The sequence below is a fragment of the Stenotrophomonas sp. STK17_22 genome, from assembly GCF_051983905.1.
Lineage (GTDB): Bacteria > Pseudomonadota > Gammaproteobacteria > Xanthomonadales > Xanthomonadaceae > Stenotrophomonas > Stenotrophomonas maltophilia_A.
The window spans coordinates 2,956,576-2,978,561 of sequence record NZ_CP197010.1; the positions used below are offsets into that span (position 1 = coordinate 2,956,576).

The 21,986-nt window shown below is 65.9% G+C and carries 24 protein-coding genes and 1 pseudogene; 16 read left to right on the top strand and 9 right to left on the bottom strand.

Translation table 11 applies throughout. From position 1 onward, the window contains the following. Nucleotides 1–2 precede the first annotated feature (2 nt). A pseudogene (locus ACSYS9_RS13755) lies at nt 3–1,280 on the bottom strand (RHS repeat-associated core domain-containing protein); the annotation flags it as partial. Nucleotides 1,281–1,451: 171 nt separating this feature from the next. Between ACSYS9_RS13755 and ACSYS9_RS13760 the strand changes: the two are divergent. Then, a complete protein-coding gene (locus ACSYS9_RS13760) occupies nt 1,452–2,387 on the top strand; it encodes an aspartyl protease family protein (protein ID WP_081352280.1) in 936 nt (311 codons plus the stop codon). A gap of 1 nt (nt 2,388) precedes the next feature. Here ACSYS9_RS13760 and ACSYS9_RS13765 read toward each other — a convergent pair whose 3' ends face one another. Then, nucleotides 2,389–3,018: a cation transporter gene (locus ACSYS9_RS13765; RefSeq protein WP_071227921.1), complete on the bottom strand. Its 630-nt coding sequence runs from the start codon at nt 3,016–3,018 to the stop codon at nt 2,389–2,391. Nucleotides 3,019–3,102: 84 nt separating this feature from the next. Here ACSYS9_RS13765 and ACSYS9_RS13770 point away from each other — a divergent pair, with 84 nt between their 5' ends. Together ACSYS9_RS13770 and ACSYS9_RS13775 are read left to right on the top strand one after the other, a co-directional pair. Continuing rightward, the gene (locus tag ACSYS9_RS13770) at nt 3,103–3,513 is read left to right on the top strand and encodes a MerR family transcriptional regulator (protein WP_049401287.1); all 411 of its coding nucleotides are present in this window, start codon (nt 3,103–3,105) and stop codon (nt 3,511–3,513) included. Between the two features lie 73 nt (nt 3,514–3,586). Continuing rightward, nucleotides 3,587–5,569: a TonB-dependent receptor plug domain-containing protein gene (locus ACSYS9_RS13775; protein ID WP_440568033.1), complete on the top strand. Its 1,983-nt coding sequence runs from the start codon at nt 3,587–3,589 to the stop codon at nt 5,567–5,569. On the opposite strand, the gene arsH is transcribed toward ACSYS9_RS13775, so the two are convergent. Beyond that, entirely contained in the window at nt 5,570–6,298 is a 729-nt protein-coding gene (gene arsH, locus ACSYS9_RS13780; RefSeq protein WP_006371763.1) for an arsenical resistance protein ArsH, read from the bottom strand. 17 nt (nt 6,299–6,315) lie between these two features. Between arsH and ACSYS9_RS13785 the strand changes: the two genes are divergently transcribed. The 7 genes from ACSYS9_RS13785 to ACSYS9_RS13815 all read left to right on the top strand — a co-directional run bounded on the left by ACSYS9_RS13785 (nt 6,316) and on the right by ACSYS9_RS13815 (nt 10,177). After that, on the top strand, nt 6,316–6,645 hold the full coding sequence (locus ACSYS9_RS13785; RefSeq protein WP_071227918.1) for an ArsR/SmtB family transcription factor: 330 nt from the start codon (nt 6,316–6,318) through the stop codon (nt 6,643–6,645). Between the two features lie 15 nt (nt 6,646–6,660). After that, a complete protein-coding gene (locus ACSYS9_RS13790; RefSeq protein ID WP_071227917.1) occupies nt 6,661–7,164 on the top strand; it encodes an arsenate reductase ArsC in 504 nt (167 codons plus the stop codon). A 14-nt stretch (nt 7,165–7,178) separates the two neighbouring features. Then, nucleotides 7,179–8,210, top strand: a complete 1,032-nt coding sequence (arsB, locus tag ACSYS9_RS13795) for an ACR3 family arsenite efflux transporter (RefSeq protein WP_071227916.1) — start codon at nt 7,179–7,181, stop codon at nt 8,208–8,210. A 161-nt stretch (nt 8,211–8,371) separates the two neighbouring features. Continuing rightward, nucleotides 8,372–8,719: an RcnB family protein gene (locus ACSYS9_RS13800; RefSeq protein WP_049423027.1), complete on the top strand. Its 348-nt coding sequence runs from the start codon at nt 8,372–8,374 to the stop codon at nt 8,717–8,719. A 72-nt stretch (nt 8,720–8,791) separates the two neighbouring features. Next, on the top strand, nt 8,792–9,079 hold the full coding sequence (locus tag ACSYS9_RS13805; protein ID WP_343124112.1) for a hypothetical protein: 288 nt from the start codon (nt 8,792–8,794) through the stop codon (nt 9,077–9,079). After that, the gene (locus ACSYS9_RS13810; protein ID WP_071227915.1) at nt 9,076–9,702 is read left to right on the top strand and encodes a hypothetical protein; all 627 of its coding nucleotides are present in this window, start codon (nt 9,076–9,078) and stop codon (nt 9,700–9,702) included. Before ACSYS9_RS13805 ends, ACSYS9_RS13810 begins: the two co-directional genes overlap by 4 nt. 82 nt (nt 9,703–9,784) lie before the next feature. Then, nucleotides 9,785–10,177, top strand: coding sequence for a diacylglycerol kinase (locus tag ACSYS9_RS13815; RefSeq protein WP_032129972.1), 393 nt, complete (start codon nt 9,785–9,787; stop codon nt 10,175–10,177). Between the two features lie 49 nt (nt 10,178–10,226). Here ACSYS9_RS13815 and ACSYS9_RS13820 read toward each other — a convergent pair whose 3' ends face one another. The 5 genes from ACSYS9_RS13820 to ACSYS9_RS13840 form a co-directional block, all read right to left on the bottom strand. After that, the gene (locus tag ACSYS9_RS13820) at nt 10,227–10,970 is read right to left on the bottom strand and encodes a DUF3307 domain-containing protein (RefSeq protein WP_071227914.1); all 744 of its coding nucleotides are present in this window, start codon (nt 10,968–10,970) and stop codon (nt 10,227–10,229) included. Nucleotides 10,971–11,066: 96 nt separating this feature from the next. Next, nucleotides 11,067–11,543, bottom strand: a complete 477-nt coding sequence (locus tag ACSYS9_RS13825) for a hypothetical protein (RefSeq protein WP_071227913.1) — start codon at nt 11,541–11,543, stop codon at nt 11,067–11,069. A 36-nt stretch (nt 11,544–11,579) separates the two neighbouring features. Next, nucleotides 11,580–11,765 (bottom strand): hypothetical protein, encoded by a 186-nt coding sequence (locus tag ACSYS9_RS13830; RefSeq protein WP_143048177.1) that lies wholly within the window; start codon nt 11,763–11,765, stop codon nt 11,580–11,582. Then, nucleotides 11,762–12,193, bottom strand: coding sequence for a hypothetical protein (locus tag ACSYS9_RS13835; RefSeq protein ID WP_071227911.1), 432 nt, complete (start codon nt 12,191–12,193; stop codon nt 11,762–11,764). Before ACSYS9_RS13835 ends, ACSYS9_RS13830 begins: the two co-directional genes overlap by 4 nt. Before the next feature lie 62 nt (nt 12,194–12,255). After that, the gene (locus ACSYS9_RS13840; RefSeq protein WP_071227910.1) at nt 12,256–13,173 is read right to left on the bottom strand and encodes a M14 family metallopeptidase; all 918 of its coding nucleotides are present in this window, start codon (nt 13,171–13,173) and stop codon (nt 12,256–12,258) included. A gap of 145 nt (nt 13,174–13,318) precedes the next feature. Between ACSYS9_RS13840 and ACSYS9_RS13845 the strand changes: the two genes are divergently transcribed. The 6 genes from ACSYS9_RS13845 (at nt 13,319) to ACSYS9_RS13870 (ending at nt 21,359) form a co-directional block, all read left to right on the top strand. Continuing rightward, on the top strand, nt 13,319–13,972 hold the full coding sequence (locus ACSYS9_RS13845; protein WP_071227909.1) for a DUF3348 family protein: 654 nt from the start codon (nt 13,319–13,321) through the stop codon (nt 13,970–13,972). Between the two features lie 10 nt (nt 13,973–13,982). Then, on the top strand, nt 13,983–16,247 hold the full coding sequence (locus ACSYS9_RS13850) for a DUF802 domain-containing protein (RefSeq protein WP_071227908.1): 2,265 nt from the start codon (nt 13,983–13,985) through the stop codon (nt 16,245–16,247). Then, on the top strand, nt 16,244–16,882 hold the full coding sequence (locus ACSYS9_RS13855; RefSeq protein WP_071227907.1) for an OmpA family protein: 639 nt from the start codon (nt 16,244–16,246) through the stop codon (nt 16,880–16,882). The genes ACSYS9_RS13850 and ACSYS9_RS13855 overlap by 4 nt, the downstream gene beginning before the upstream one ends. Next, complete coding sequence (locus ACSYS9_RS13860) at nt 16,800–17,249, top strand: DUF2894 domain-containing protein (protein ID WP_256200901.1); 450 nt, start codon at nt 16,800–16,802, stop codon at nt 17,247–17,249. The genes ACSYS9_RS13855 and ACSYS9_RS13860 overlap by 83 nt, the downstream gene beginning before the upstream one ends. Nucleotides 17,250–17,561: 312 nt before the next feature. After that, entirely contained in the window at nt 17,562–19,880 is a 2,319-nt protein-coding gene (locus tag ACSYS9_RS13865; protein ID WP_071227905.1) for a TonB-dependent receptor, read from the top strand. Between the two features lie 21 nt (nt 19,881–19,901). Then, nucleotides 19,902–21,359: an esterase-like activity of phytase family protein gene (locus tag ACSYS9_RS13870; RefSeq protein WP_071227904.1), complete on the top strand. Its 1,458-nt coding sequence runs from the start codon at nt 19,902–19,904 to the stop codon at nt 21,357–21,359. Between the two features lie 165 nt (nt 21,360–21,524). On the opposite strand, the gene ACSYS9_RS13875 is transcribed toward ACSYS9_RS13870, so the two are convergent. Then, nucleotides 21,525–21,971 carry an REP-associated tyrosine transposase gene (locus ACSYS9_RS13875; RefSeq protein ID WP_071227903.1) on the bottom strand — a complete coding sequence of 149 codons (447 nt, stop codon included), beginning with the start codon at nt 21,969–21,971 and terminating at the stop codon, nt 21,525–21,527. Between the last annotated feature and the right edge of the window lie 15 nt (nt 21,972–21,986).

Sequence of the window (21,986 nt, forward strand, 5' to 3'; positions counted from 1 at the left end):
TATCAACGGCCTTCAGGCTTAAGTTCCACCACGAGAGTTCCCTCGGGGAGATTCTTGACGTACTTATTGTACTGATCCCAGGAGATGTAAGCCCAACCAGTCTTCAGATCGAAGATGGCTTGAGGTGCATCAACTGGGCCGTACACAGCGTCCGCCCGTGAGGACCCCGGGTACCCATACCTAACAACCCTACGGCCAGCGTAGCTCACCTCAGTCGCATACTGAGACGTCGGGCATGTGGTATCCACCAGGCGCTTGAACTCACTATGGATGAGCGTTCCGCGTATCCAAGGCAGTGAGCAACGCCATCCACAGGTGGCGTCAATGGTGGACGCTGCTTGGTTTGCCAGCCTCTGGAGCCGATTTCCGACCGCCTGCAACTCCGGTGAAACAGGTACGGCCTGAGGTATGTATTTTTTATCGGCCAAGCCTAGCGGATCGACACGGCCAGTGGGATCTCCGCTTCCATACGCGAACGAGTTCAGTCCACCCATCAACCCAATTGGATCGCTCTGGGTATACCGCCCCACTGCCGGGTCGTATTCCCTCCGATAGTTGTAGAACAGCCCACTCGCATCCGTCGCCTGTTGGCCCGGGAATCGCAGCGCCAACTCGAATGCCACGCCATCGCCGTCCGGGTCGGTACTCGGAATCTGGTTGCCGAACACCTCGCTCTTGTTGCTCCACTCCCAGATCGCCACATCGCGCGCCGGGTCGATCACCACGCGCGGCGTACCCAGATGGTCCGGCTGGATGTAGGCCAACTCCGGCACACCTGCGCTTGGCACGCTGATCAGCGCCACCGGGTAGTTGTCCAGCCAGATGGCCTGCTACTGCGCCTGGCCCGTGGCCGAGTAGTTGCCCAGCCACTGCCCTGCTTCGTTATACAGAGTGATCTGTGCAGCGCCACCAGCCGGGGTGCGCAGCACGCGCTCGCCGCGATGGTTGTAGGCGTAGCTTTCCAGTACGGCGTTGCCTTGCTTCACCGCGTTCATGCGGTTGGCATCGTTGTAGATGAACGTCTTGCCGCCGATGCTGGTGGTGTTGCCCACCGCGTCATGGTTGCGCGCTTCACCATCCACCGCAGTCAGGCGATGACTGGTTGCGGGATAGGTGTAGCTGGCAGTGCCCGCCGAATTGGTCAGCGCGGTGCGATTGCCGGTGGCGTCGTAGGCATAGGTTTCAATCGGCGTGCCGGTCGCACCGTCCTGGGTCTGGGTCAGGCGACCCAGCGCGTCGTAGGCGTACTTGGCCAGTACCGTCGAGCCAGTGCCGTTACGGTGACATGTTCAAGTCAAGGCCCGCGACATCCGTCACATTTCCACCCGCGCGGATTCCAGATCCAGCCGATTACCGCGACAGCTTTCGGAGCAGCCTGCGGGCAGGAAACACCTGCAACCGCCTGCACCCCTCACGCATCAGAAGATCCTGGACACCCATGGAACAGGATCATGAGGCGCATTCCCCCGCATCGCCATAGCGCACTCGGCACTCGCCGTTGGCGCAGCATTGCCATCTTCACTCTGTGGCCGTTCGCTGCGCCCATCCTCGCCTCACCCGTGCTGGAGAGCGCCTGTTCCCTCGCCGCCCACCCGGGCGAGCGCATCATCGACGTTCCCTTTGACGTCATCGACGGGCGCATCCATGTGCAGGTGCAGGTCAACGGCAGCGGCCCGTACCGCTTCGCCATCGATACCGGCGCCAGCGGCATGGCCCGCGCGGACAGCCGTCTGGTGCGGAAACTGGCGCTACCCGCGGACGCCAGCACCCGCCACTCCGACGGCGTGCAGACAGCCTGGGCCGATACGGTGCGCATCAACGCCCTCGCGCTCGGAGGGCTGCGCCACAGCGACGTGACCGCGCTCACCCGCGACTACAACGCACGGCAATCCAAAGACGCAGTGTTCGACGGCATCCTTGCGCGCGGATTCTTCGCTGATGGCGTGCTGATCATCGATTACCCGCAACGGCGCCTGCAGTTCCGCCGCGACATCGATCTCCTGCCCGCGCAACCAGACACGCTGGCCTATGCACGCGCCTTCCGCATCCCGGTGAAGATTGGAGCAGTCAGCACGGAGGCGCAGCTGGACACCGGCGCCAACGTCGCGATGGTGCTGCCCACTGCACTCTTCCGGCAGGCCGTCGGTATCGCAGTGACCACCGGGGATCGACTGACCCTCAGTCATGGCGAGGTCGATGGCGGACGCGCACGGCTGGATGCCACCGTATTGATTGGCGGCCTGGCACTGCAGGGGCTGCACGTACGGGTGTCCGACCGCTATCCCGAAGCGGTGGTGGGCGCCCATGCGCTGCAGGAAGCGGTGGTGCTGATCGATCAGCGCAGCCAACAGGTGGCGATCTGCCCAAGCAGGCACCACCGCAACTGAGTCACTGTCGGCGTGCTGCCCGCCATGCCGGCCACGCTTCCGCGATCACGCCCACTGCCGACCTCAGGAACAACAGGGCGATCACCGCACCGACGACAATGTCCGGCCAGCCGCGCCCGGTCATGGCCACGCCACCTGCGGCCACCAGCACGCCCAGGTTCGCGGCCACGTCATTGCGCGAGCACTCGAACGTGCTCTTCATGTTGATGTTCAACCTGCGGAATCGCCATAGCAGCGCCAGGCAGGTGAGGTTCGCCGCCAGGGCAATGCCACCGAACATCAACATCAGCGTGCTGGACGGTGGCACGCCGTTGACCAGCTTGCCGGCCACTTCGAACACGATGAACACGAAGAAGGCCAGGATCAGCAGGCCCTTGGCCAGCGCCGCGCCCGCTTCCCAGCGCGCGCCCCGGTTTACCGCCCACAGGCTCAGGCCATAGACGATGGCATCACCCAGCATGTCGACCGCATCGGCCTGCAGGGCGCTGGATCGCGCGGCAAGGCCCGCGCCGAACTCGATGAAAAACATCGCCAGGTTGATTGCCAGCACCGCCACCAGCACCCGCCGCTGGGCGCTGTGCAGCGCTATCGATGCCAGCTCCTGGCGCTTGTGGCCGCAGCACTGGTCCATGGGGGCGCTCCGCCGGGCGTGCCCGGGCTTGAAATGAAAGGGAGCTGCCTTTATCAACCTTGTAGCCCCTACAAGGTCAAGCCCATGACAGCCCCACTCACCATCGGCCAGTTGGCCCGCCAGACCGGCACCAAGGCAGAGACCATCCGCTATTACGAAAAGATCGGCCTGCTGCAGCCGCCGCTGCGTTCGCAGGGCAACTACCGCTGCTACGACGTACAGGACCAACGGCGGCTGGCATTCGTGCGCCGTGCGCGCGAGCTGGGGTTCGCCATCGAGCAGATCCGCGAACTGATCGCCTTCGGCGAACAACGCGAGCACCAATGCAGTTCGGTGGATGACGTGGTGAAGGCACACATTGCCGACATCGCGCGCAGGATTGCCGACCTGCAGGCGCTGCAGGGCGAACTGCAGCGGATGATCGGCAACTGCCCCGGCGGGCGCGTGGCCGACTGCCGGGTACTGGAAGCCCTGCGGCCCGCGCCGGCAGCTTGACCTTGTAGCCGCTTCAAGGTTTACAACGCCGGGTCACTTCGCCACCGTGCGGCCTGGCCGCCCTGACGACACCATGCCCCAGTACCTGCGTTCCACGCCCCTGTTCCTGGCACTCAATACTGCACTCCTTGCCAGCACCGCCCCCGTTTTCGCGCATGAGCCTCCTGCGGCGCATGAAGGCCATGGCGACGAAGCAGTGGAACTGGACGCGGTGACGGTGCAATCCACACGCTCGGGCCGCCGGGTGTCGGACGAGCCCATCCGCGTGGACGTGGTATCGCAGGAAGAGATCGAAGAAAAACAGCTGATGTCGCCCGGCAACGTATCGATGCTGGTCGCCGAGACCGCCGGCGTGCGCGTGCAGAACACCTCACCAGGCATGGGCGGATCGAACATCCGCATCCAGGGACTTCGCGGACGCTACACGCAGCTGCTTGCAGACGGTCTGCCGTTGTATGGAGGGCAATCGTCTTCCATCGGCCTGCTGCAGATCCCGCCTACCGATCTGGGAAGTGTGGAGATCATCAAGGGCAGTGCTTCGGCGCTGTATGGGCCGGCTGCGCTGGGCGGCGTGGTCAACCTGATCTCGCGCCGCCCTCGCGACACCCGCGAGGCCGAAGTACTGCTCAATGCCACCAGCCGTGGCGGCCAGGACCTTACCGGCTATGTGGCCGGCCCGTTGGGCGGACACTGGGGCCTGTCGATGGTGGGCGGCTATCACCGCCAGGATCGGCAGGACCTGGATGGCGACGGGTGGGCGGACATGCCTGGCTACGAACGCATGACCCTGCGCCCGCGCGCGTTCTGGGAATCGGAGGACGGCGCGCGTGCGTTGCTGACCGCGGGTGCTACCCGGGAAAACCGCCAGGGCGGCACCCTGCCCGGCCGGGTGGTGGCTGACGGGCAGCCCTTCACATTGAGCCAGCACACCGAACGCTATGACGCTGGCGCCGTGGTCGACCTGCCCATGCGTGAAAGCGATCGCCTGCAGCTGCGCGCTTCGGCAATGACCACACGCCATCGGCACCGCTACGGCGCATCGCCGGAAAACGACACCCATCAGACCGGCTTCGCCGAGTTGAGCTATGGCTCAGGTTTCGGCAACACGAATTGGCTGGCTGGCGTGGCCGCGCAGCAGGACCGCTTCCGCTCGCGCCAGTTCCAGTCCTTCGACTACCGCTATACGGTACCCGCTGTATTCGTACAGGCAGAGCAGACGCTGCTCGATGATCTGATCCTGTCAGGCAGCGCACGCTGGGATGAGCACAATGCCTATGGCAACCACTTCAGCCCGCGCCTGTCACTGCTGTTCCGCCCTCGCGACTGGACCGTGCGTGCATCGCTGGGCAAGGGATTCCATGCACCCACGCCCTTCGTGGAAGAGATCGAGGCTGCAGGATTGTCACGACTCGAACCACTACAAGGCCTGCGCGCCGAGACGGCGACCACCGGTGCCATCGATGTCGGCTATGCGCAGGGCGCCTGGGAAGCGAATCTGAGCCTGTTCGCATCGAACATCGATCATGCGGTCCGATTGGTTGATTCCACGACGATGCCCGGCGAGCGCGTGCAACTGGTGAATGTGCAGGGCATGACCCGCACACGTGGCAGCGAACTGTTGCTGCGCTACCGCTGGCAGGACGTCACGGTGACCGGCAGCTACGTCTACACCGACGCGCGGGAGCCCGGCGTGGAGGGAGTTGGCCGCAGGACGGTCGCACTGACTCCACGCCATACTGCCGGACTGGTCGCGATGTGGGAGCAGCATGGCCGGGGCCGGGTCGGCCTTGAAGCGTACTACACCGGAATCCAGGCACTGGATGACAACCCGTGGCGCCAGCGCAGCCGGCCGTATGTAGAGCTGGGCGCTCTGGGTGAAATCGTATTGGGCAAGGTCAGCCTGTTCCTCAACCTGGAAAACCTGCTCAACGTGCGACAGAGCGGCTACAACCCGATGTTGCGCCCACGCCGCGCCGACGACGGGCAGTGGACGGTGGATGCCTGGGCGCCGTTGGAGGGTTTCGTGGTCAACGGCGGCATGCGCGTGAAGTTCTAGTCAGACGCCGGTCGCTCCCGCCGCCCGCGCCAGCTCCACCGCCAACGCATCGCCCTTGCGCTCGCTGTAACGGTCCACGAGGTAGTCGGCGCGGCCGCGGGTGAGCAGCGTGAACTTCACCAGTTCTTCGACCACATCCACCACACGATCGTAGTAGGGCGAAGGCTTCATCCGCCCGTCTTCGTCGAACTCCTGCCAGGCCTTGGCCACCGACGACTGGTTGGGAATGGTCAGCATGCGCATCCAGCGGCCCAGTACCCGCAGCGTATTGACCGTGTTGAACGACTGCGAACCGCCGCAGACCTGCATCACCGCCAGCGTCCGGCCCTGGGTCGGCCGCACGCTGCCGTCTTCCAGTGGCAGCCAGTCGATCTGGTTCTTGAACACGCCGGTCACCGTGCCGTGCCGCTCCGGGCTGACCCACACCTGCCCTTCCGACCATTGCGACCACTCGCGCAGCCGCTGCACTTCCGGATGCCCCTTGTCCACGCTGTCCAGCAGCGGCAAGGCATGTGGATCGAACACGCGCGTTTCGCAGCCCAGATGCTGCAGCAGGCGTTCGGCCTCCAGTGCCAGCTTGCGGCTGAACGATTGCGGACGCAGTGAGCCATACAGCAGCAGGATGCGTGGCGGTCCCTGGCGTTCGGCCGCCAACCGCTGGTGATCTGGCTGGGGAAGCGAAGCCTCCCTCAGATGGGGCAGCGAAGGACTTGTGATCGGCTTGTTCATTCGACTATTCTAGAACTATGGAAACATCAAATGCAATCACTGCGCTCACCGCACTCGGCCACGCCACCCGCCTGGCAGCCTTCCGCCTGCTGGTCGAAGCCGGCCCGGCCGGTCGCATGGCGGGCGACATCGCCGCAGCCCTCCAGGTCCCACCTGCGACCCTCAGCTTCCACCTGAAGGAGCTGGTACAAGCCGGCCTGGTCGAGAGCGAGAGCCAGGGCCGCCACGTCTGCTACCGAGCGAATTTCAGCGCAATGAGCGGCCTGATCGAGTACCTCACGCACAACTGCTGCGCCGGTTCGCCCAGCGAACAGTGCACGCCGTCGGGCAATCCCTGCAGCTGCTGATACGGAAACGCCTTCATGTCCCGCTCCATCCTGTTTCTCTGCACCGGCAACAGCGCCCGCAGCGTGCTGGCCGAAGCCACCCTGCGCGCATGGGGCGGCGACCGCTTCACGGCCTTCAGTGCCGGCAGCCACCCGACCGGCCAGGTCAATCCATTCGCGCTTGCACAGCTTCGCGCCGAAGGCATGCCGGTCGCGGGACTGCGCAGCAAATCCTGGGATGAGTTCGCCGACGCGGCTCCGATGGATCTGGTGATCACCGTCTGCGATGCAGCGGCAGCGGAAGCCTGCCCCGTAGTGTTTGGTGATTTCATCCGTAGCCATTGGGGTCTGCCGGACCCAGCCGAGGCAGAGGGCAGCGATGCCGACAAGGCCGCCGCCTTAGCCCACGCGCATGCCATCGTGAAGGCACGGGTGAAGGCCCTGCTGGCGCTGCCCGGGCACGTGTGGCAAGACCGCGGAATGCTGCAGCAGGCGCTGGACCAGATCGGCCATCTGCTGCCGGCAGCGCGCACGCCATGAGCACAGCGGCACCCATGGGCCTGTTCGAGCGCCACCTGACGCTCTGGGTCGCGCTGTGCATCATCGTCGGCACGCTGCTCGGGCACTTCCTGCCAGGTGCTTTCGCCTCCCTGGCGGCGGCTGAAGTGGCCAAGGTCAACCTTCCGGTGGCGGTGCTGATCTGGCTGATGATCATCCCGATGCTGCTGAGGGTGGATTTCGGTGCCATGCGCCAGCTGGGGCAGCACTGGAAAGGCATCGGGGTGACGCTGTTCATCAACTGGGCGGTGAAGCCGTTCTCGATGGCGCTGCTGGGCTGGCTCTTCCTGCGTCACGTCTTTGCGGACTGGCTGCCCGCCGGCCAGATCGACAGCTACATCGCCGGCCTGATCCTGCTGGCGGCCGCGCCCTGCACGGCCATGGTGTTCGTATGGAGCAACCTGTGCCGCGGCGATGCCAACTTCACACTGAGCCAGGTGGCACTGAACGACGCGATCATGGTGGTGGCCTATGCGCCGGTGGTGGCGCTGCTGCTGGGGCTGTCGGCCATCACCGTGCCGTGGGATACGCTGCTGCTGTCGGTCGGCCTGTACATCGTGGTTCCGGTACTGGTGGCCGCATTGCTGCGGCGCTGGATCCTGTCGCGCCGTCTGCAGCCCGGGCTGCAGACGGCGCTGCGCCGGCTGGGGCCACTGTCACTGTCGGCGCTGCTGCTGACGCTGGTGCTGCTGTTCGGGTTCCAGGGCCAGCAGATCGTGCAGCAGCCGCTGGTGATTGCGTTGATCGCGGTCCCGATCCTGATCCAGGTCTATTTCACCTCCGGCCTGGCCTACCTGCTCAACCGGCGCCTGGGTGTGGCGCATTGTGTGGCCGGGCCGTCGGCACTGATCGGCGCAAGCAACTTCTTCGAACTGGCGGTGGCGACGGCCGTGGGCCTTTTCGGTGTCCACTCCGGTGCGGCGCTGGCCACGGTGGTGGGGGTGCTGATTGAAGTCCCCGTGATGCTTTCGGTGGTGAAGATCGTGAACCGGTCACGCAACTGGTATGAGGTACGCGAGCGCGCCTGAGGCAGCCATGCCGGAGGCCGCTGCGTCGTGCCCGAGCCGCCAGTTGCAACACCGTGGAATGCGCCCTGCTGCAACGGTGACAGCTCAAAAGTCCGTTCACGTTCATTGTTCCATACTCCACGGCACCACGCCGCATACAGCGGCAAGGCCCGGAGGTTGCGATGAACACCGCACGCTTGTTCGCCATTGCTTTGACCACGGCTGCCGCGCTGGCCGCGGCACCGGCCTTCGCCGATCCGCCGCACCATGCGCGCGGCAACGGGCCACCGCCGCACGCCGGTGGCCCGCACAACCGTGATGCACCGCCGCCGGGCTGGCAGAAGAAGGCCTGGCGTCGCGGTGAGCGCCTGCCATGGGCGGAAGTGGACCGCCGTTACTGGGTGGATGACTATGCGCGCTACCACCTGCGCGAGCCGGGCCGCGACCAGCGTTGGGTCCGGCAGTCCGATAGCGAGTACCTGCTGGTGGAGATTGCTACCGGGTTGATCATCGACGCGCTGCATCGTTGAATGAGGGGATGCGCCGGGGCGCTGATGTAACGAAACGTCCCGGCAGCATCCCCTTGTCCCCGGAAGCTGCAGATGCAGACATCAAGAGCACCACTCGCCCTCCTCGCGCTTCTGCTGTCAGCGTCGTCAGGCCATGCCGGCAACAACAGCCCAGCCCACAGTCCAGCCGATGAAAAAGCCATCGAACAGGTGGTCGAATCGTTCCGCACCTCGCTGATCAACAAGGACAAGCCGACCTACATGGGCCTGTTCTTCTCCGACAAACCGGAAGACTTCGATCCGCGATTCACGCAGCCCGGCCGAATGAGTGATCTGTCAGACTGGTGCCCACCGTTCGTCCATGCCAGCCAGACCCGATGACCCGGATTGCCGACCTCAGCGCCGACCAGCTCGCCCACCACGCGCTCAACATCTTCATCGCCCAAGGCCGTCACGTGGAAGGCGCCCGCGTGATCTACCGTGCGCTGCAACTGGACCCGCATCACCCCGCTGCACTGCGCTGCCTGAGCGATTTCCTGGCCCACCAGGGCACCGAGCCGTTCGCAGCGGCCACGCTGGAGCACGCCTTGTCCGGCGCCCTTCCACTGAATGACGATGCGCGCCGGATGCTGGATGACCTGCGCTTCCTCGACATCTGGTCCTGGGGATTCTCCCGGCACGTCTCCGGCGAAACCAACCTCAGCGGCGAAGCCTTCCAGCAGCGCGAGGACTTCATCTTCGATGGCCCGGCCTATGCGGCCTTCCTCAACACGGTCACCGAGCCGGCCGGTTCTCTGCAGGGCGCCTTCCAGGCGGCCGTCCGCATCTGCGGGCTGATGTCCGGCCTGCTGCGCCACCCGGAGAAGGACAATCCGGCGTTCGATGATGTGCTGCGATCCTCCGCCTTCGTCGAGACCGAGGCGTACCCGGCATGGCTGACCTCGCCGGCGGACGATCTGGATGCCCTCGACCAGGCCATCCAGGCGCAGCGCCAGGCCGGCTGAAGGAAAATCCAACGGGCGTCCGACGCTTTCCCGACGCCCGCCTGCACATCCTGTCGTGAGATCACTTCATGGCAGGACCGGCATGCAGCCCCCCTCCCCCAAGGACAGCGGTAAATACCCGCATGGCAAGACCGGCCTTCGCCGCATCTTCTACACGCTGATCCATTCGCGCGACGGCTTCATCGCCACCTTCCGTGGCGAAGCCGCCTTCCGGCAGCTGTTGCTGCTGCATGCGCTGCTGATCGCCACCGCGTTCCTTCTGGACATCAGCCAGGTCGAACGCGCCGTGGTGCTGGCCGTCTGCTTCATCAGCCTGCTGGTGGAACTGCTCAACTCGGCCATCGAAGCGGTGGTCGACCGCATCTCGCTTGACCACCACCCACTGTCCAAGAACGCCAAGGACATGGGCAGCGCCGCCCAGACCACCGCACTGCTGATGGTCGGCACGGTGTGGGGCGTGATCCTGCTGGGTTAGCTCGCGCCCGACCCGCCGGGCATGGCCCGGCGCCACAACGCCGCAGCCGCTAGCGCCAATGCGAGATGGCGAGCTTGGTCAACATGGTTGCGGCGATGGCCCAACCGAAGCTGAGCATGGTACCGATGATCACATATTCGGTGTGTGCCCGCGCCTGCCGGTCGGCGAAGCGCAGCACCGATTTGGCGGCCAGCATCAACCCCACGCCCTCCGGCTGGCCCAGCAGCAGGAACATGAAGATCAAGCCTCTTTCCAGCCGCCCGATATAGCGCCCTGCGGTCTGCATGCCCTTGTGATCGTCGCTCTGCACGGCTGCGGTCGTAGGCGCCGATTCGGCGCTTCCCATATTGAGTCCTGCCGTGAACGGCGCAAGCAGCTTCTCCACCAGGACGCCGCCGACGTTGACCACCAGGATCAAGCCGCTCGCGATCGACATGCCCTGATACATCAACAGTTGGACCTGGGTCGGGATCATCCCGTACCAGCCATCGCGGGACATCAACGCGATCAACACGATGAAGGCGATATGCACCAACTGGTCAATGACGAATGCGTGCACGCCATCGGGGAGCCAATGCACCTTGATCCAGTCCATCACCGCATGGCTGAAACCGATGATGAGATAGACCCATGGGTTGATTGAACCGGTCAGCGCGGCGATGACGAGCAGCACCACTGCTACGTGCAGCAGCAGGCCATGCAGTTCCTGCTTGCGCGCGATCATCTTCGTGGTCTGCAGCACGAAATCGGCGACAAGGTGAGCGGTCAACAGTACGAGCAGCGTTTCAAGCATGTCCTTTCTGCCTGTGAGTCCTTCCTGTGGCTCGCGTCGCGATAGCCAAGTCGCCGCCAAAAGCAACGAAATTTAGTTGCTTAAGCCAAAGCAACGCTATTTAGTTGCTTTTCCAGAACCATGAACACTCCCGTACGGCTGCATCAGTGCACGTTCAGCCGCGGTGATCAGCGCCAGCAAGGCAAAGACGCCAGCATCGTGATAGACCCGGTTCACCGATTGTCGGTGCCGGTTCAACGCATTGGCAGCTTCCAACTGCGAGGGGGCATCGGGGATCAGAAACAACGACGCCACCTCAGCCTGACTGCGTGTCCAGCGCGCGACAATAACATCGCAGGCAGACACCACTGCCGGTAACCAGTACAGATCCTCCCGTTGTACTGGCAGGGCTACGTCCATGTCCTGCGTGCGCCCCATGGATTCAAGCAACCGACCGGACAGCACGAATGCCTCACCCAGCGAACGCGACACCGCCTTCCGGTCCAATGCCTCTACCGTACCCAGTCCAATCGCGATCCGCGTGCGCGCCCGCGACTCCGACGCGGCAAGCTTGGCCTTGATCCAGGTCGCCAACCTCAGGAAACCGTGCGGCTGGGTGACCGCCAGCTGCTAGGCGTCGCCCCGGTAGAACTCGGGGCCGACAATGCCCGGCAAAGGCCACTCCATGGCCTGGGCCACGGCCACGGAAATCACTTCACGGACGTCATCAATGGTGGCCGCGTCCATCTCCGTGGACTTGACCAGGTCGCCGGTAAGCACGGCAATCAGATCAGACGATGTATCGGGCATGTTCATACCTTGGGCTGCACAGGCTGTACCTCACAGGACATCTGCGGCTGGCCAGCGCCGGCCACATCTGTGCCGGGCCCGCTCAACGCCATTCTACCGTCGTAGCGGTTGATCACCGCCTGCAACGTGCCCGCGCCAGCGATCGAAGGAAAATCCAGCCGATACAGGTTCGCCTCCACCTCCAGCTTGCCCGCGCGCGCGCTCGGACGGTTGACCCAGACCACCGACGCCTGGCCGGAGTCCAGGATCAACACCATCGGCGCCTGGGGCGTGGCGCTTGTGCTGCTGCAGGACAGCTGGATCACCCGCGGCGGCGTCAGATCGAGCGCCGACAGCTTGCATCCACCGAGTGCGGTCGTCGCCACCAGGACCGACACGAGTGATGGCCGGAGCAGAATCTTGGTCGTGGTCTTCGCCCGATCGTAACCCGACAATCGATCCTATGACCGGCGCATCGTGCAGGAACCTGCCGGGTCCGCTTGCACGTCCACGTGCCTTACTTCGTCAGGGCGAAATCCAGGCCTGCGCACACCGCCGCCACCTGCGCATCATTGCATTCCTGCGGGTTGGTGCGCGGGCTGTCCGGGTAGACCTCGGTGGTGGTGGCAAAGCGCGCGTCGGTGAAGCCGGCGCAGGCGCCGATCGAACGCGACTCACCCCAGACCACGCCTGGCGACTGCAGCGGCAGGCCGACCAGGTTGCCTTCGGCGTCTGCGGGGGCGATGTGGGTGATGGGCGCCACTGCGGCGATCAGGGCCTTCTGGAACTCGGCCTGCGGATTTTCACTGTTGCCGATCACGTAGAAGCCATCCGGAATGGTGTCGCGCTCGAACGGCTTGCCGTCACGGGCGCAGCGCGCCGGATCGAACTCGTGCAGGTCGCTGTCGGTGGTCTCGTGCAGGTCCAGGTGCACCAGCAGGTTCGGCTTGCGCTCGGCCACCCAGCGCATCAGCGCGGCGGCTTCCTCGATCTGGCCGCCGTCACGGAAGCTGCGGTTCGGGTCGATGGCATCCGGGTTCCAGCGCTGGATGCGCTCGTAGCCCCACGGGCTGACGCACGGCGCCACGATCAGGTTCAACCGGCCCAGGTAACGCTCGGCCAGCTGTTCCAGGAACTGCAGGGCGCCATGCACGCCGCTGGTCTCGTAGCCATGCACGCCGCCGGTGATCAGCGCGGTCGGCAGCGCCGGGTTCCAGTTGTGGTTGACCACCGCGAACAGCGGGTAGTGGTCCGGCGCATAGTCCAGCTGGCCGTACTGGATCACATCGAAGCTGTCGTCCAGGCGCTCGAGCGCGGCCACCACGTCGTCGTGGTAGCTGCGCTGGCGCTGCTGGCGCGCCCGCCACTGTGCGCGTTCCGCGTCGCCCCAGGGCTGTCCGGGGGTGCCGATCGGGTAGAACTGCGCAACAGTCATGGGGTACTCCAAGGGTCGAACGGGATGGGTGCAGCCGGTCATTCTAAGCCTTGTCGCGCCTGCGGGTCCCCTCCCCCCGCCCCGCCTTCATCCAGGCAGGGTCATCTGGTTGTAAAATCAACGGTTTTTGGCCCCTCACCCCTTGATGGCGAAAGCAGCGCAGCCGGTCCTGGGTGGACCGGAATTCCTCCGCCTGCTCGCCCGTCTCAGCGACGGCGCGATGCCGGCCAGCAGTCCCGCCCTGACCGATCGCCTCGGCCAATGGGTGGACTGGAGCCGTGCCGTGGCCCTGTCCGGGGCGCTCGGCGGACGCCTGCCCGAGCCGGGTGAGGCCACCGAAGCGGCCGGGGATGTGCTGGACGACTGCGCCCAGGCCCATGCCAGCCTGCTGGCCTCGATCAGTGAGGATGCCGAGGCCGAGCGCCTGCTGGACCTGGCCGAAGCCGCCGCCGCACCCAATTTCGCATCGCTGCGCCAGCGCTACCGGGTGCTGCAGCAGGCCATCCAGACCGCCACCGGGCGCCTGCGCGGCCGCCTGCGCGACCAGCTGATGCAGGTTTCACCCGAGCTGGCACGGCTGGCCGAGGTCGATGCGGTGATGGAACAGACCCTCACCCCGCGCGAGCACAGCCTGCTGGCCACTGCGCCGGCGGTGCTCGGCGCCCGTTTTGAACGCGTGCACGGCCAGCCCGGCTGGCGCGCGGCCTTCCGCCATGACATGCGCACCCTGCTGCTTGCCGAGCTGCAGCTGCGCTTCCACCCGATCGAAGGGCTGCAAGACGCCCTGCGCTCCCACTGACCGGAACACCATGTCCAGAACTGCTTTCCATGTCGTTGTTTTCCTTGTCGGCCTGCTGGCCGTGTGCTGGATCGGCATTGGCTACGTTTCGGTGCATCCGCTGGGTGCAGCGGTGGCGGCGATCATCGCGGCCTGCTACATCGCCGGTGGCGTGGAGCTGTACCGTTACCGCCAGGCCAGCAACGGCCTGCGCAGCGCGCTGAGTGACCTGTCCAGCGCGAAGGAAAGCCTGGCCCCCTGGCTGGAGCGCGTGCCGTTGGGCCTGCGCAACGCCGTGCGCCTGCGCGTGGAAGGCGAGCGCACCGCCCTGCCCGCGCCGGTGCTGACCCCCTATCTGGTTGGACTGCTGGTGCTGCTGGGCATGCTCGGCACCCTGCTCGGCATGATGGACACCCTGCGCGGCACCGGCCTGGCCCTGCAGAGCGCGACCGACATGGCCGCCATCCGCGGCTCGCTGGCCTCGCCCGTGCAGGGCCTGGCGGTGGCATTCGGCACCTCGATCGCCGGTGTGGCCAGCTCGGCCATGCTCGGTCTGCTGGCGGCGCTGCTGCGCCGTGACCGCCTGCAGGCCGTGCAGCAGCTGGACCGTGCCATTGCCGGCGACCTGCACCCGTACTCGCAGGCCTGGCAGCGCGCCGAATCGCTGCGCCTGCTGCAGGCACAATCTGCCGCGCTGCCGGCGCTGGTCGACCGCCTGCAGGCGATGACCAGCACCTTCGAACAGCACAGTGCGGCCGCCAATGAGCGCCTGCTGGCCGGCCAGGCCGAGTTCCTGACCCAGAGCCAGGCGCTGCAGGAACGCCTGGCGGTCTCGCTGCAGCAGTCGCTACGCGAAGGTGCCGAGGCCAGCGCCGCCGCCATCGGTGGCGCGCTGCAGCCGATGGCCGAGACCACCCTGGCCGGACTGGCCCACCATGGTGAGGCGCTGCATGCGCGTGTCGAGCAGGCGGTGCAGCAGCAGTTGTCTGGCCTGAGCGAAGGCTTCGAGCGCAGCCGCGTGGCGACCGAGGCCAGCTGGGCCAAGGCGTTGAGTGAACAGAGCCAGACACAGCAGGCACTGGTCAGTGATCTGCGTCAGCACCTGCAGGCCTTCAGCGATGGCCAGGGCACGCAGGCCGAAGCACTGGTCGCGCGCATCGGCGAGCGCCTGCATGCCGATGCCAGCGGCAATGCCGAGGCCTGGCGCGCCGCCGCCGAACAGCAGCAGGCATTGAATACCGCGCTGGTCGAACGCCAGCAGCAGGCATTGCTGGCCACCAGCGAGCATCTGGACGCGCGTGCGCAGGCGCTGCTGCAGGCACTGGAACAGCATCACAGCGCCAGCCAGTCGCTGCTGCAGGATCACGAACAGCAGCGCTCGCAGCAGTGGCAGTCCGCACAGGCCGCCGCCGCGACCGCGCACGCCGAACTGCAGGCCCGCCTGGACAGCCGCGAGCAGCAGCGCCAGGCGCGCTGGGACGCGGTCAGCGCCGAGCTGCAGCAGGCCCACGCCACCCTGCAGGCACAGCTGCAGGCCGGCGACGAACAGCGCCTGCAGCGCTGGAGCGATGCCCTGCAGCATGTTTCCACCGACCTGGCCGAGCGCCTGCAGGCCAACGGCGAACGCCTGGCCGCGCAGCAGCAGCAGGTCTGTGACACGCTGGCGGCCACCGCACGGCAGATTGGCGAGAACGGTCGCGCCCAGGCCAGTGCCACGCTGGCGGAAGTGTCCACCCTGCTGCAGACCGCGGCCGCTGCACCGAAGGCCGCCGCCGACGTCATCAACGAGCTGCGCAGCACGCTCTCCGAGAGCCTGGTGCGCGACAACGCGATGCTGGAAGAACGCGGCCGGCTGCTGGCCACCGTGCAGACCCTGCTGGATGCGATCAACCATGCCTCGCACGAACAGCGCACCGCCGTGGACGCGCTGGTCGGTGGTTCGGCCGAGCTGCTGGAACGCGTCGGCAACCGCTTCACCGATCATATCGCCGCCGAGACCGGCAAGCTGGATGGCATTGCCGCAGCGCTCAGCGGCAGCGCGGGCGACGTTGGCCAGCTGGCCGGCGCCTTCGGTGAGGCGGTCGCGCAGTTCGGCAGCGCCTCTACCGCGCTGTCCGGCCGCCTGGAACAGATCGGCGGCGCGCTGGACGCTTCGCTGGCCCGCAGCGATGAGCAACTGGCCTACTACGTGGCGCAGGCGCGCGAAGTGGTCGACCTCAGCCTGCTGTCGCAGAAGCAGGTGATGGAAGAACTGCAGCAGCTGGCCACGCGCCGCGGCAAGGCCGGCAGCGCATGAGCGACGAGCTGGAGGTCGACGGCGGCTCACATGCCCCGATCTGGGCCGCCTTTGGCGACCTGATGTCGGTGCTGCTGGGTGCGTTCGTGCTGATACTGGTCGGTGTGGTCGCCGTGCAGCTGGAGCTGTCGCAGCGGCTGGACCAGGAAGTGAAGCAGCGCCAGGCCGAAGCCAAGCGCCTGCAGACCCTGGAACAGGCACTGGCCGGCCCGTTGGCCGCCGGTCGCGTGACCTTGGTCGATGGCCGCATCGGTATCAGCGGCAGCGTGCTGTTCGCGCTGAACTCGGACCAGCTGCAGCCGGAAGGCCAGGAGCTGCTGCGCAGCCTGGCCGCACCGCTGGCCGCCTATCTGGGGACGCGCGAAGAGATCCTGATGGTCAGCGGCTTCACCGATGACGCGCCGGTGCGCGAAGGCAACCGGCGTTTCGCCGACAACTGGGAGCTGTCCGCACAGCGATCGCTGACGGTGACCCGCACCCTGATCGCCGATGGCGTACCGGCTGACGCAGTGTTCGCCGCCGCGTTCGGCAGCGAGCAGCCGGTCAGCTCCAATGCCAGCGAAGACGGCCGCGCGCGCAACCGTCGCGTGGAAATCGCGCCGATTGCCAAGCCCAAGGCCGCGGATGCCAAGTAAGCCGCCCGCACTGGATGGCCTGCGCGCACTGGTGCGCGATCTCGATGCGGGATCGCGTTCGCTGCCGCATTACCCGCAGCTGCCGATGCTGCAGCAGGTGCAGCGCGAGTGGTCGGAGCTGCGCAGCGAACTGCAGGTGCGCCGCTCGCTGCGCACCGAGGCCCCGGCCGATGGCGGTCCGCTGAATTCGGCGGTACTGGTGCAGCGCATGCTGGACACGATGCAGGCGACCAGCCCTGGCTACCTGCGGCATTTCATCGACTACGTGGACACCCTGTCCTGGCTGCAGGCGCTGCAGGATGGCGCCGCCAGCGGCGGCGACACTGCAAAGCCAAAGCGCACGCGAAAGCCCCGCAACGCGGGGTGATCGCGCATTGACGCCGACCTCGTTCGGCACCCCTGGATACGACAATCCTTTTCCGCGCTCCTGGTAGACGCCAACCTTGGTTGGCGCTCCACCAACGATGCTGCGCATGCCAACCAAGGTTGGCATCTACCAATGCATGCGTCCGCATGCCACGCGCATAGCAGTGTCACCAGACAGTCATCTGTCTAGCGCACCATTTTCACGTTGACCCACCGCGCCTGCAGCGCCACCGGTCGCATCGGTTGTCTCCCTTTTGAACTCCATGAGCTCCGCGCCCGTGCGGTGGCTCGTGCCTGCCTGAGTGTCCGTAACATGACGAAGACTTTGTTGGCCGCTGCGCTGTCGATCGCGCTCGCTCCCGCGGCTTGGGCGCAGGATGCTGCCCCGACCTCCACTGGCACCTCCGCCACCGATCTCGATGCGGTCTCGGTGATCGGCAGCGGTGAAGCGCGCCAGGTGCAGCGCATCACCCGCGAGAACCTCGACATCCTGCCACCGGGCACCAGCCTGCAGAAGACGCTCAATCTACTGCCTGGCGTCAACGCGCAGTCGGCCGATGCGCTGGGCACCAACGAGCAGTCGATGACACTGAACCTGCGCGGCTTCAACTCCACCCGCCTCGGTTACACGCTCGACGGCGTGCCGCTGGGCGACGGCGCGTACAACAACTACAACGGCCTGACCATCAACCGTGCGCTGATCAGCGAGAACATGGCCGGCGCGGAACTGGCGGTGGGCATCGGCAGCCTCGGTACGCCGTCCACCAGCAACCTCGGCGGCACCATCTCGTATACCTCTGACCGCCCAGCCCAGGAGTTGGGTGGCCGCGTGGTGCAGACCTTCGGCAGCGATGCCAACCGCCGCACCTTCGTGCGCGTGGACAGCGGCGAGTACAACGGCTTCTCCGGCTACGTTTCCGGCATGAATGCCGTCTCCGATCTGTGGAACGACCAGACCGCCTACAACAAATCCACCACCAAGCAGTTCAACGCCAAGGGCGTGTGGAACTTTGGCCGCGGCCAGATCACCGGTTTCGTCGATACCTCACGCACCACCCAGGCGGACTACTTCTACCTGTCCAAGGACGAGATGTCGCGCGGCCTGGGCTGGGACTGGGGCGGCTACGCGCCGGACTGGAACAAGGCCGTGGCCAAGGCCTACTGCAACACCGCTAGCTTCAATGCGAAGAAGTGCGACAGCAGCGGCCCGGACAAGGATGCCGATGGTGCCTTCACCGCCGGGCAGATCCTGCGCGACGATAACCTGTACTACCTGGCCGGCGACTTCTTCCTGGCCGATGGCTTCAGCCTGCGCGCCCTGGCCTACCACCACGATGACCGCGGCGAAGGCCACAACTGGAACAGCGGCGCCTGGTCGAACAAAGGCACCGCACAGGAGATTCCGATCATCTTCCGCAACACCATCTACACCATCGACCGCGATGGCGGCACGCTGTCGTTCGACTGGGAGCTGGGCGCGCACCGCATCGAAGGCGGCGTCTGGTACGAGCGCAACACCAGCAGCGCCGAGCGCTACCAGACCGCCGTGGACGGCCCGCGTGACCTGAGTGGCATGAACACCCTGCCCTCCGATGTCGGCGTGTTTGCCCAACGCACCCGCTGGAAGACTCACCAGTTCTTCCTGAGGGACACCTGGCGCCTGCTCGATGACCGCCTGACTCTGGAGTTCGGGGCCAAGAGTCCGCACGCCACCTCCGATGCACAAGCGCTGCCGGGCGATGCGAAGACGCCGATCTCGCCGACCTCCAATAACCAGTTCGCCACCGGTTCGTTGAAGGCCAGCAAGAATTTCCTGCCCAGCGTTGGTGCCAACTTCCGCCTGGCCGAGCACCACGAGCTCTTCGCCAGCTACGCCGAGAACATCGCCATGTTCCAGGGTGGCTTCAAGCTGGGCCCGCAGGCCGTCAGCCAGGCCACCTGGAACGCACAGGGCAACCTGAAGCCGGAGGAATCGCGCTCGCTCGAAGCCGGTTACCGTTTCGTCACCGATACCCTGCAGGCTTCGATCGCGGCCTACAGCGTGCGCTTCGACAACCGCCTGCTGCAGTACAACCCCTGTGACTCGCGCCAGCCGGTGGGTCCGACCTGCGGCAACCGCTTCTACAACGTAGGCGGCGTCGACAGCCGCGGCGCCGAGCTGACCGTGCTGTGGACCCCGAACGAGCACTTCAGCTGGTACACCTCGGCCTCGCTGAACCGTTCGACCTACGCCTCCAACTACGTGCAGGCCGGTGTCGAGCAGCAGATCAAGGGCAAGATCCAGACCGATACGCCCAAGCAGCTGCTGGCCACCGAGATCACCTGGCGCGACAACGGCTGGTTCGCCAGCCTGCGTGGCAAGTACACCGGCGAGCGCTTCTACACCTACAGCAACGACCAGGGCTTGGGTGGCTTCACCGTATTCGATCTGGCCGGTGGCTATGACTTCGGGCAGGTCGGCTTCGCCAAGGGCATGCGCCTGTCGTTCAACGTGACCAACCTGACCAACAAGCGCTACGCCAGCAACCTGGATTCGAGCGTGTTCGCACCCAGCGACCCGGCCGGCAAGCTGTACGTGTTCCATGCCTCGGCACCGCGCCAGGTGTTCGGTACGATCGACCTTCGCTTCTGATCTTCCGCCCGGAGTCCACTGATGCTCACGACCGCCCTGCTGCTGGCCACCCTCTCCGCCAGCGGATACTCCGCTCCGCATGAGGCAACGGGTGCACCACCGCGCACCCTGCAGCTGGGCGGTCGTACCTATGTGGACAAGGGCCTGGTCGCTGCCGGACGGTTGCCCGCGGGCACGGTGGACTTCCTCGGCGATACGCTGGGCTCGTTTTCGTCGCTGGCGGTGCAGCCCGGCACCTGGAAGCGCACCGCCAGCGGCTACGAAGGCGTGCTCTGGACCCTGCCCGACCGCGGTCGTAATGATCCCGAGGCCGGCCTGTTCTACGACTACGCCGGTCGCGTGGAGCGCATGCAGCTGCGCATCGACGTTACCCCGGGCAAGCCTGCGCTTGGCACGCTGAGCATGGTGCCCGACAAGGGCGTGGTACTTAAGGATTTCAAGGGGCAGCCGTTCACCGGTGCCGACCCGGGTGAGCACACGATCACCCAGCGCGAGGTGGTGCTGCCCTCACCGGCCAGCGGCGCAGGCGCGGGCAAGGTCTCGCTGGATGCGGAGTCGCTGCAGTTCACCGCCGATGGCCACTTCTACATCGGCGATGAGTACACCGCCAACGTCTACTACTTCGATGCACAGGGCCAGCTGCAGGGCGTGATCATGGCGCCGCCGGCGATCCGTCCGCAGCGCGATGGCAAGCCCGCCTTCGGTTCGCTGGCGGCGCCGCAGACTGGGCGCCGCAACAACCAGGGCGTGGAAGGCATGGGCCTGTCCCCCGACGGTACCCGCCTGTTCGTGGCCCTTCAGAGCGCGACGCTGCAGGACAGCGCAAAAGGCAACGCGGCCGGGCGCATCAACACCCGCGTGCTGGTCTACGACGTGACGGCCTCGCCGACGCCGCAGCAACCGATCGGCCATTACGTGATGGCCCTGCCCGCCTATGCACACGACGGCAAGGGCAAGCTGGACCGTACCGCCGCGCAGAGCGAGCTGCGTGCACTGGATGCCCACCGCTTCCTGCTGCTGGCCCGCGATGGCAACGGTCTGGGCAAGGATGGCGATGACCCGATCGTCTACAAGTCGGTGCTGCTGGTGGATGTGGCCGATGCCAGCAACCTGGCAGGAAGCAACTATGAGTCCGGTACGGCCTCGGTGCTGGCCGACCCGGCGGGCACCGTGTTGAAGGACGGCATCGTGCCCGCACGCAGCGACGAACTGCTGAACCTGCTCGACCGCCCGCAGCTGGCGCGTGCCGGCCTTGACCTGAACACCAAGCGCGGCCCGCATGCCGGGCTGCTTTCGGAAAAGTGGGAAGCCATGGACGTACTGCCGGCGCTGGACCCGCAGCATCCGAACGACGTGCTGCTGCTGATCGGCAACGACAACGACTTCATCGCCCGCCACTGCCGCATGCAGGGCCAATCCTGCGACAGCGCGTACGACAACGACAACCGCATTCTGGTCTACCGACTGACCCTACCCTGACTGCAACGGGTTGTGCCGGCCGCTGGCCGGCATCACGCCCATATCGACCACGCATGCGGATACTCGCCAACCTGCGGGGCAATACTGGCGCGTACCGGGTTCGCCAAGATGTACAGCGCCTGCTCAGCCCTCACCGCAACCGGTAGTGCCGGCCGCTGGCCGGCATCACGTCCAGGCCGACCACGCATGCGGATACTCGCCAATCTGCCGGGCAATACCGGCGCGTACCGGATTCCCCAGGATGTACAGCGCTTGCCGCGCCAGCGACTCCTCGGCCCTCACGGCATGATCGAAGTAGCCTGGCTGCCACACCGTACTTCGACGACCCGCCAGGCGATTCAGGGCAAGCGCGCTCGACGACTTCATTCGGCGCGCAATGCCTGAAAGGTGAGCTGCACGCAGCTCGAACATCCAGTGGACATGATCCGGCATGACGACCCATGCGAGTGACTGTACGAGCCCGCGCTGTTCGATGTAATGAAGCTGGTCGATTACACATGCCACTGCAGCTTCGCTTCCAAAGAGCCGGCGGCGCTGATGTGTGGTCGTTGTCAGAACGTAGACATGGCCGATGATGGAACGCCGGCCCAGGCGGAGGCGATGGCTGCTCATGCCCCATGGTGGAGC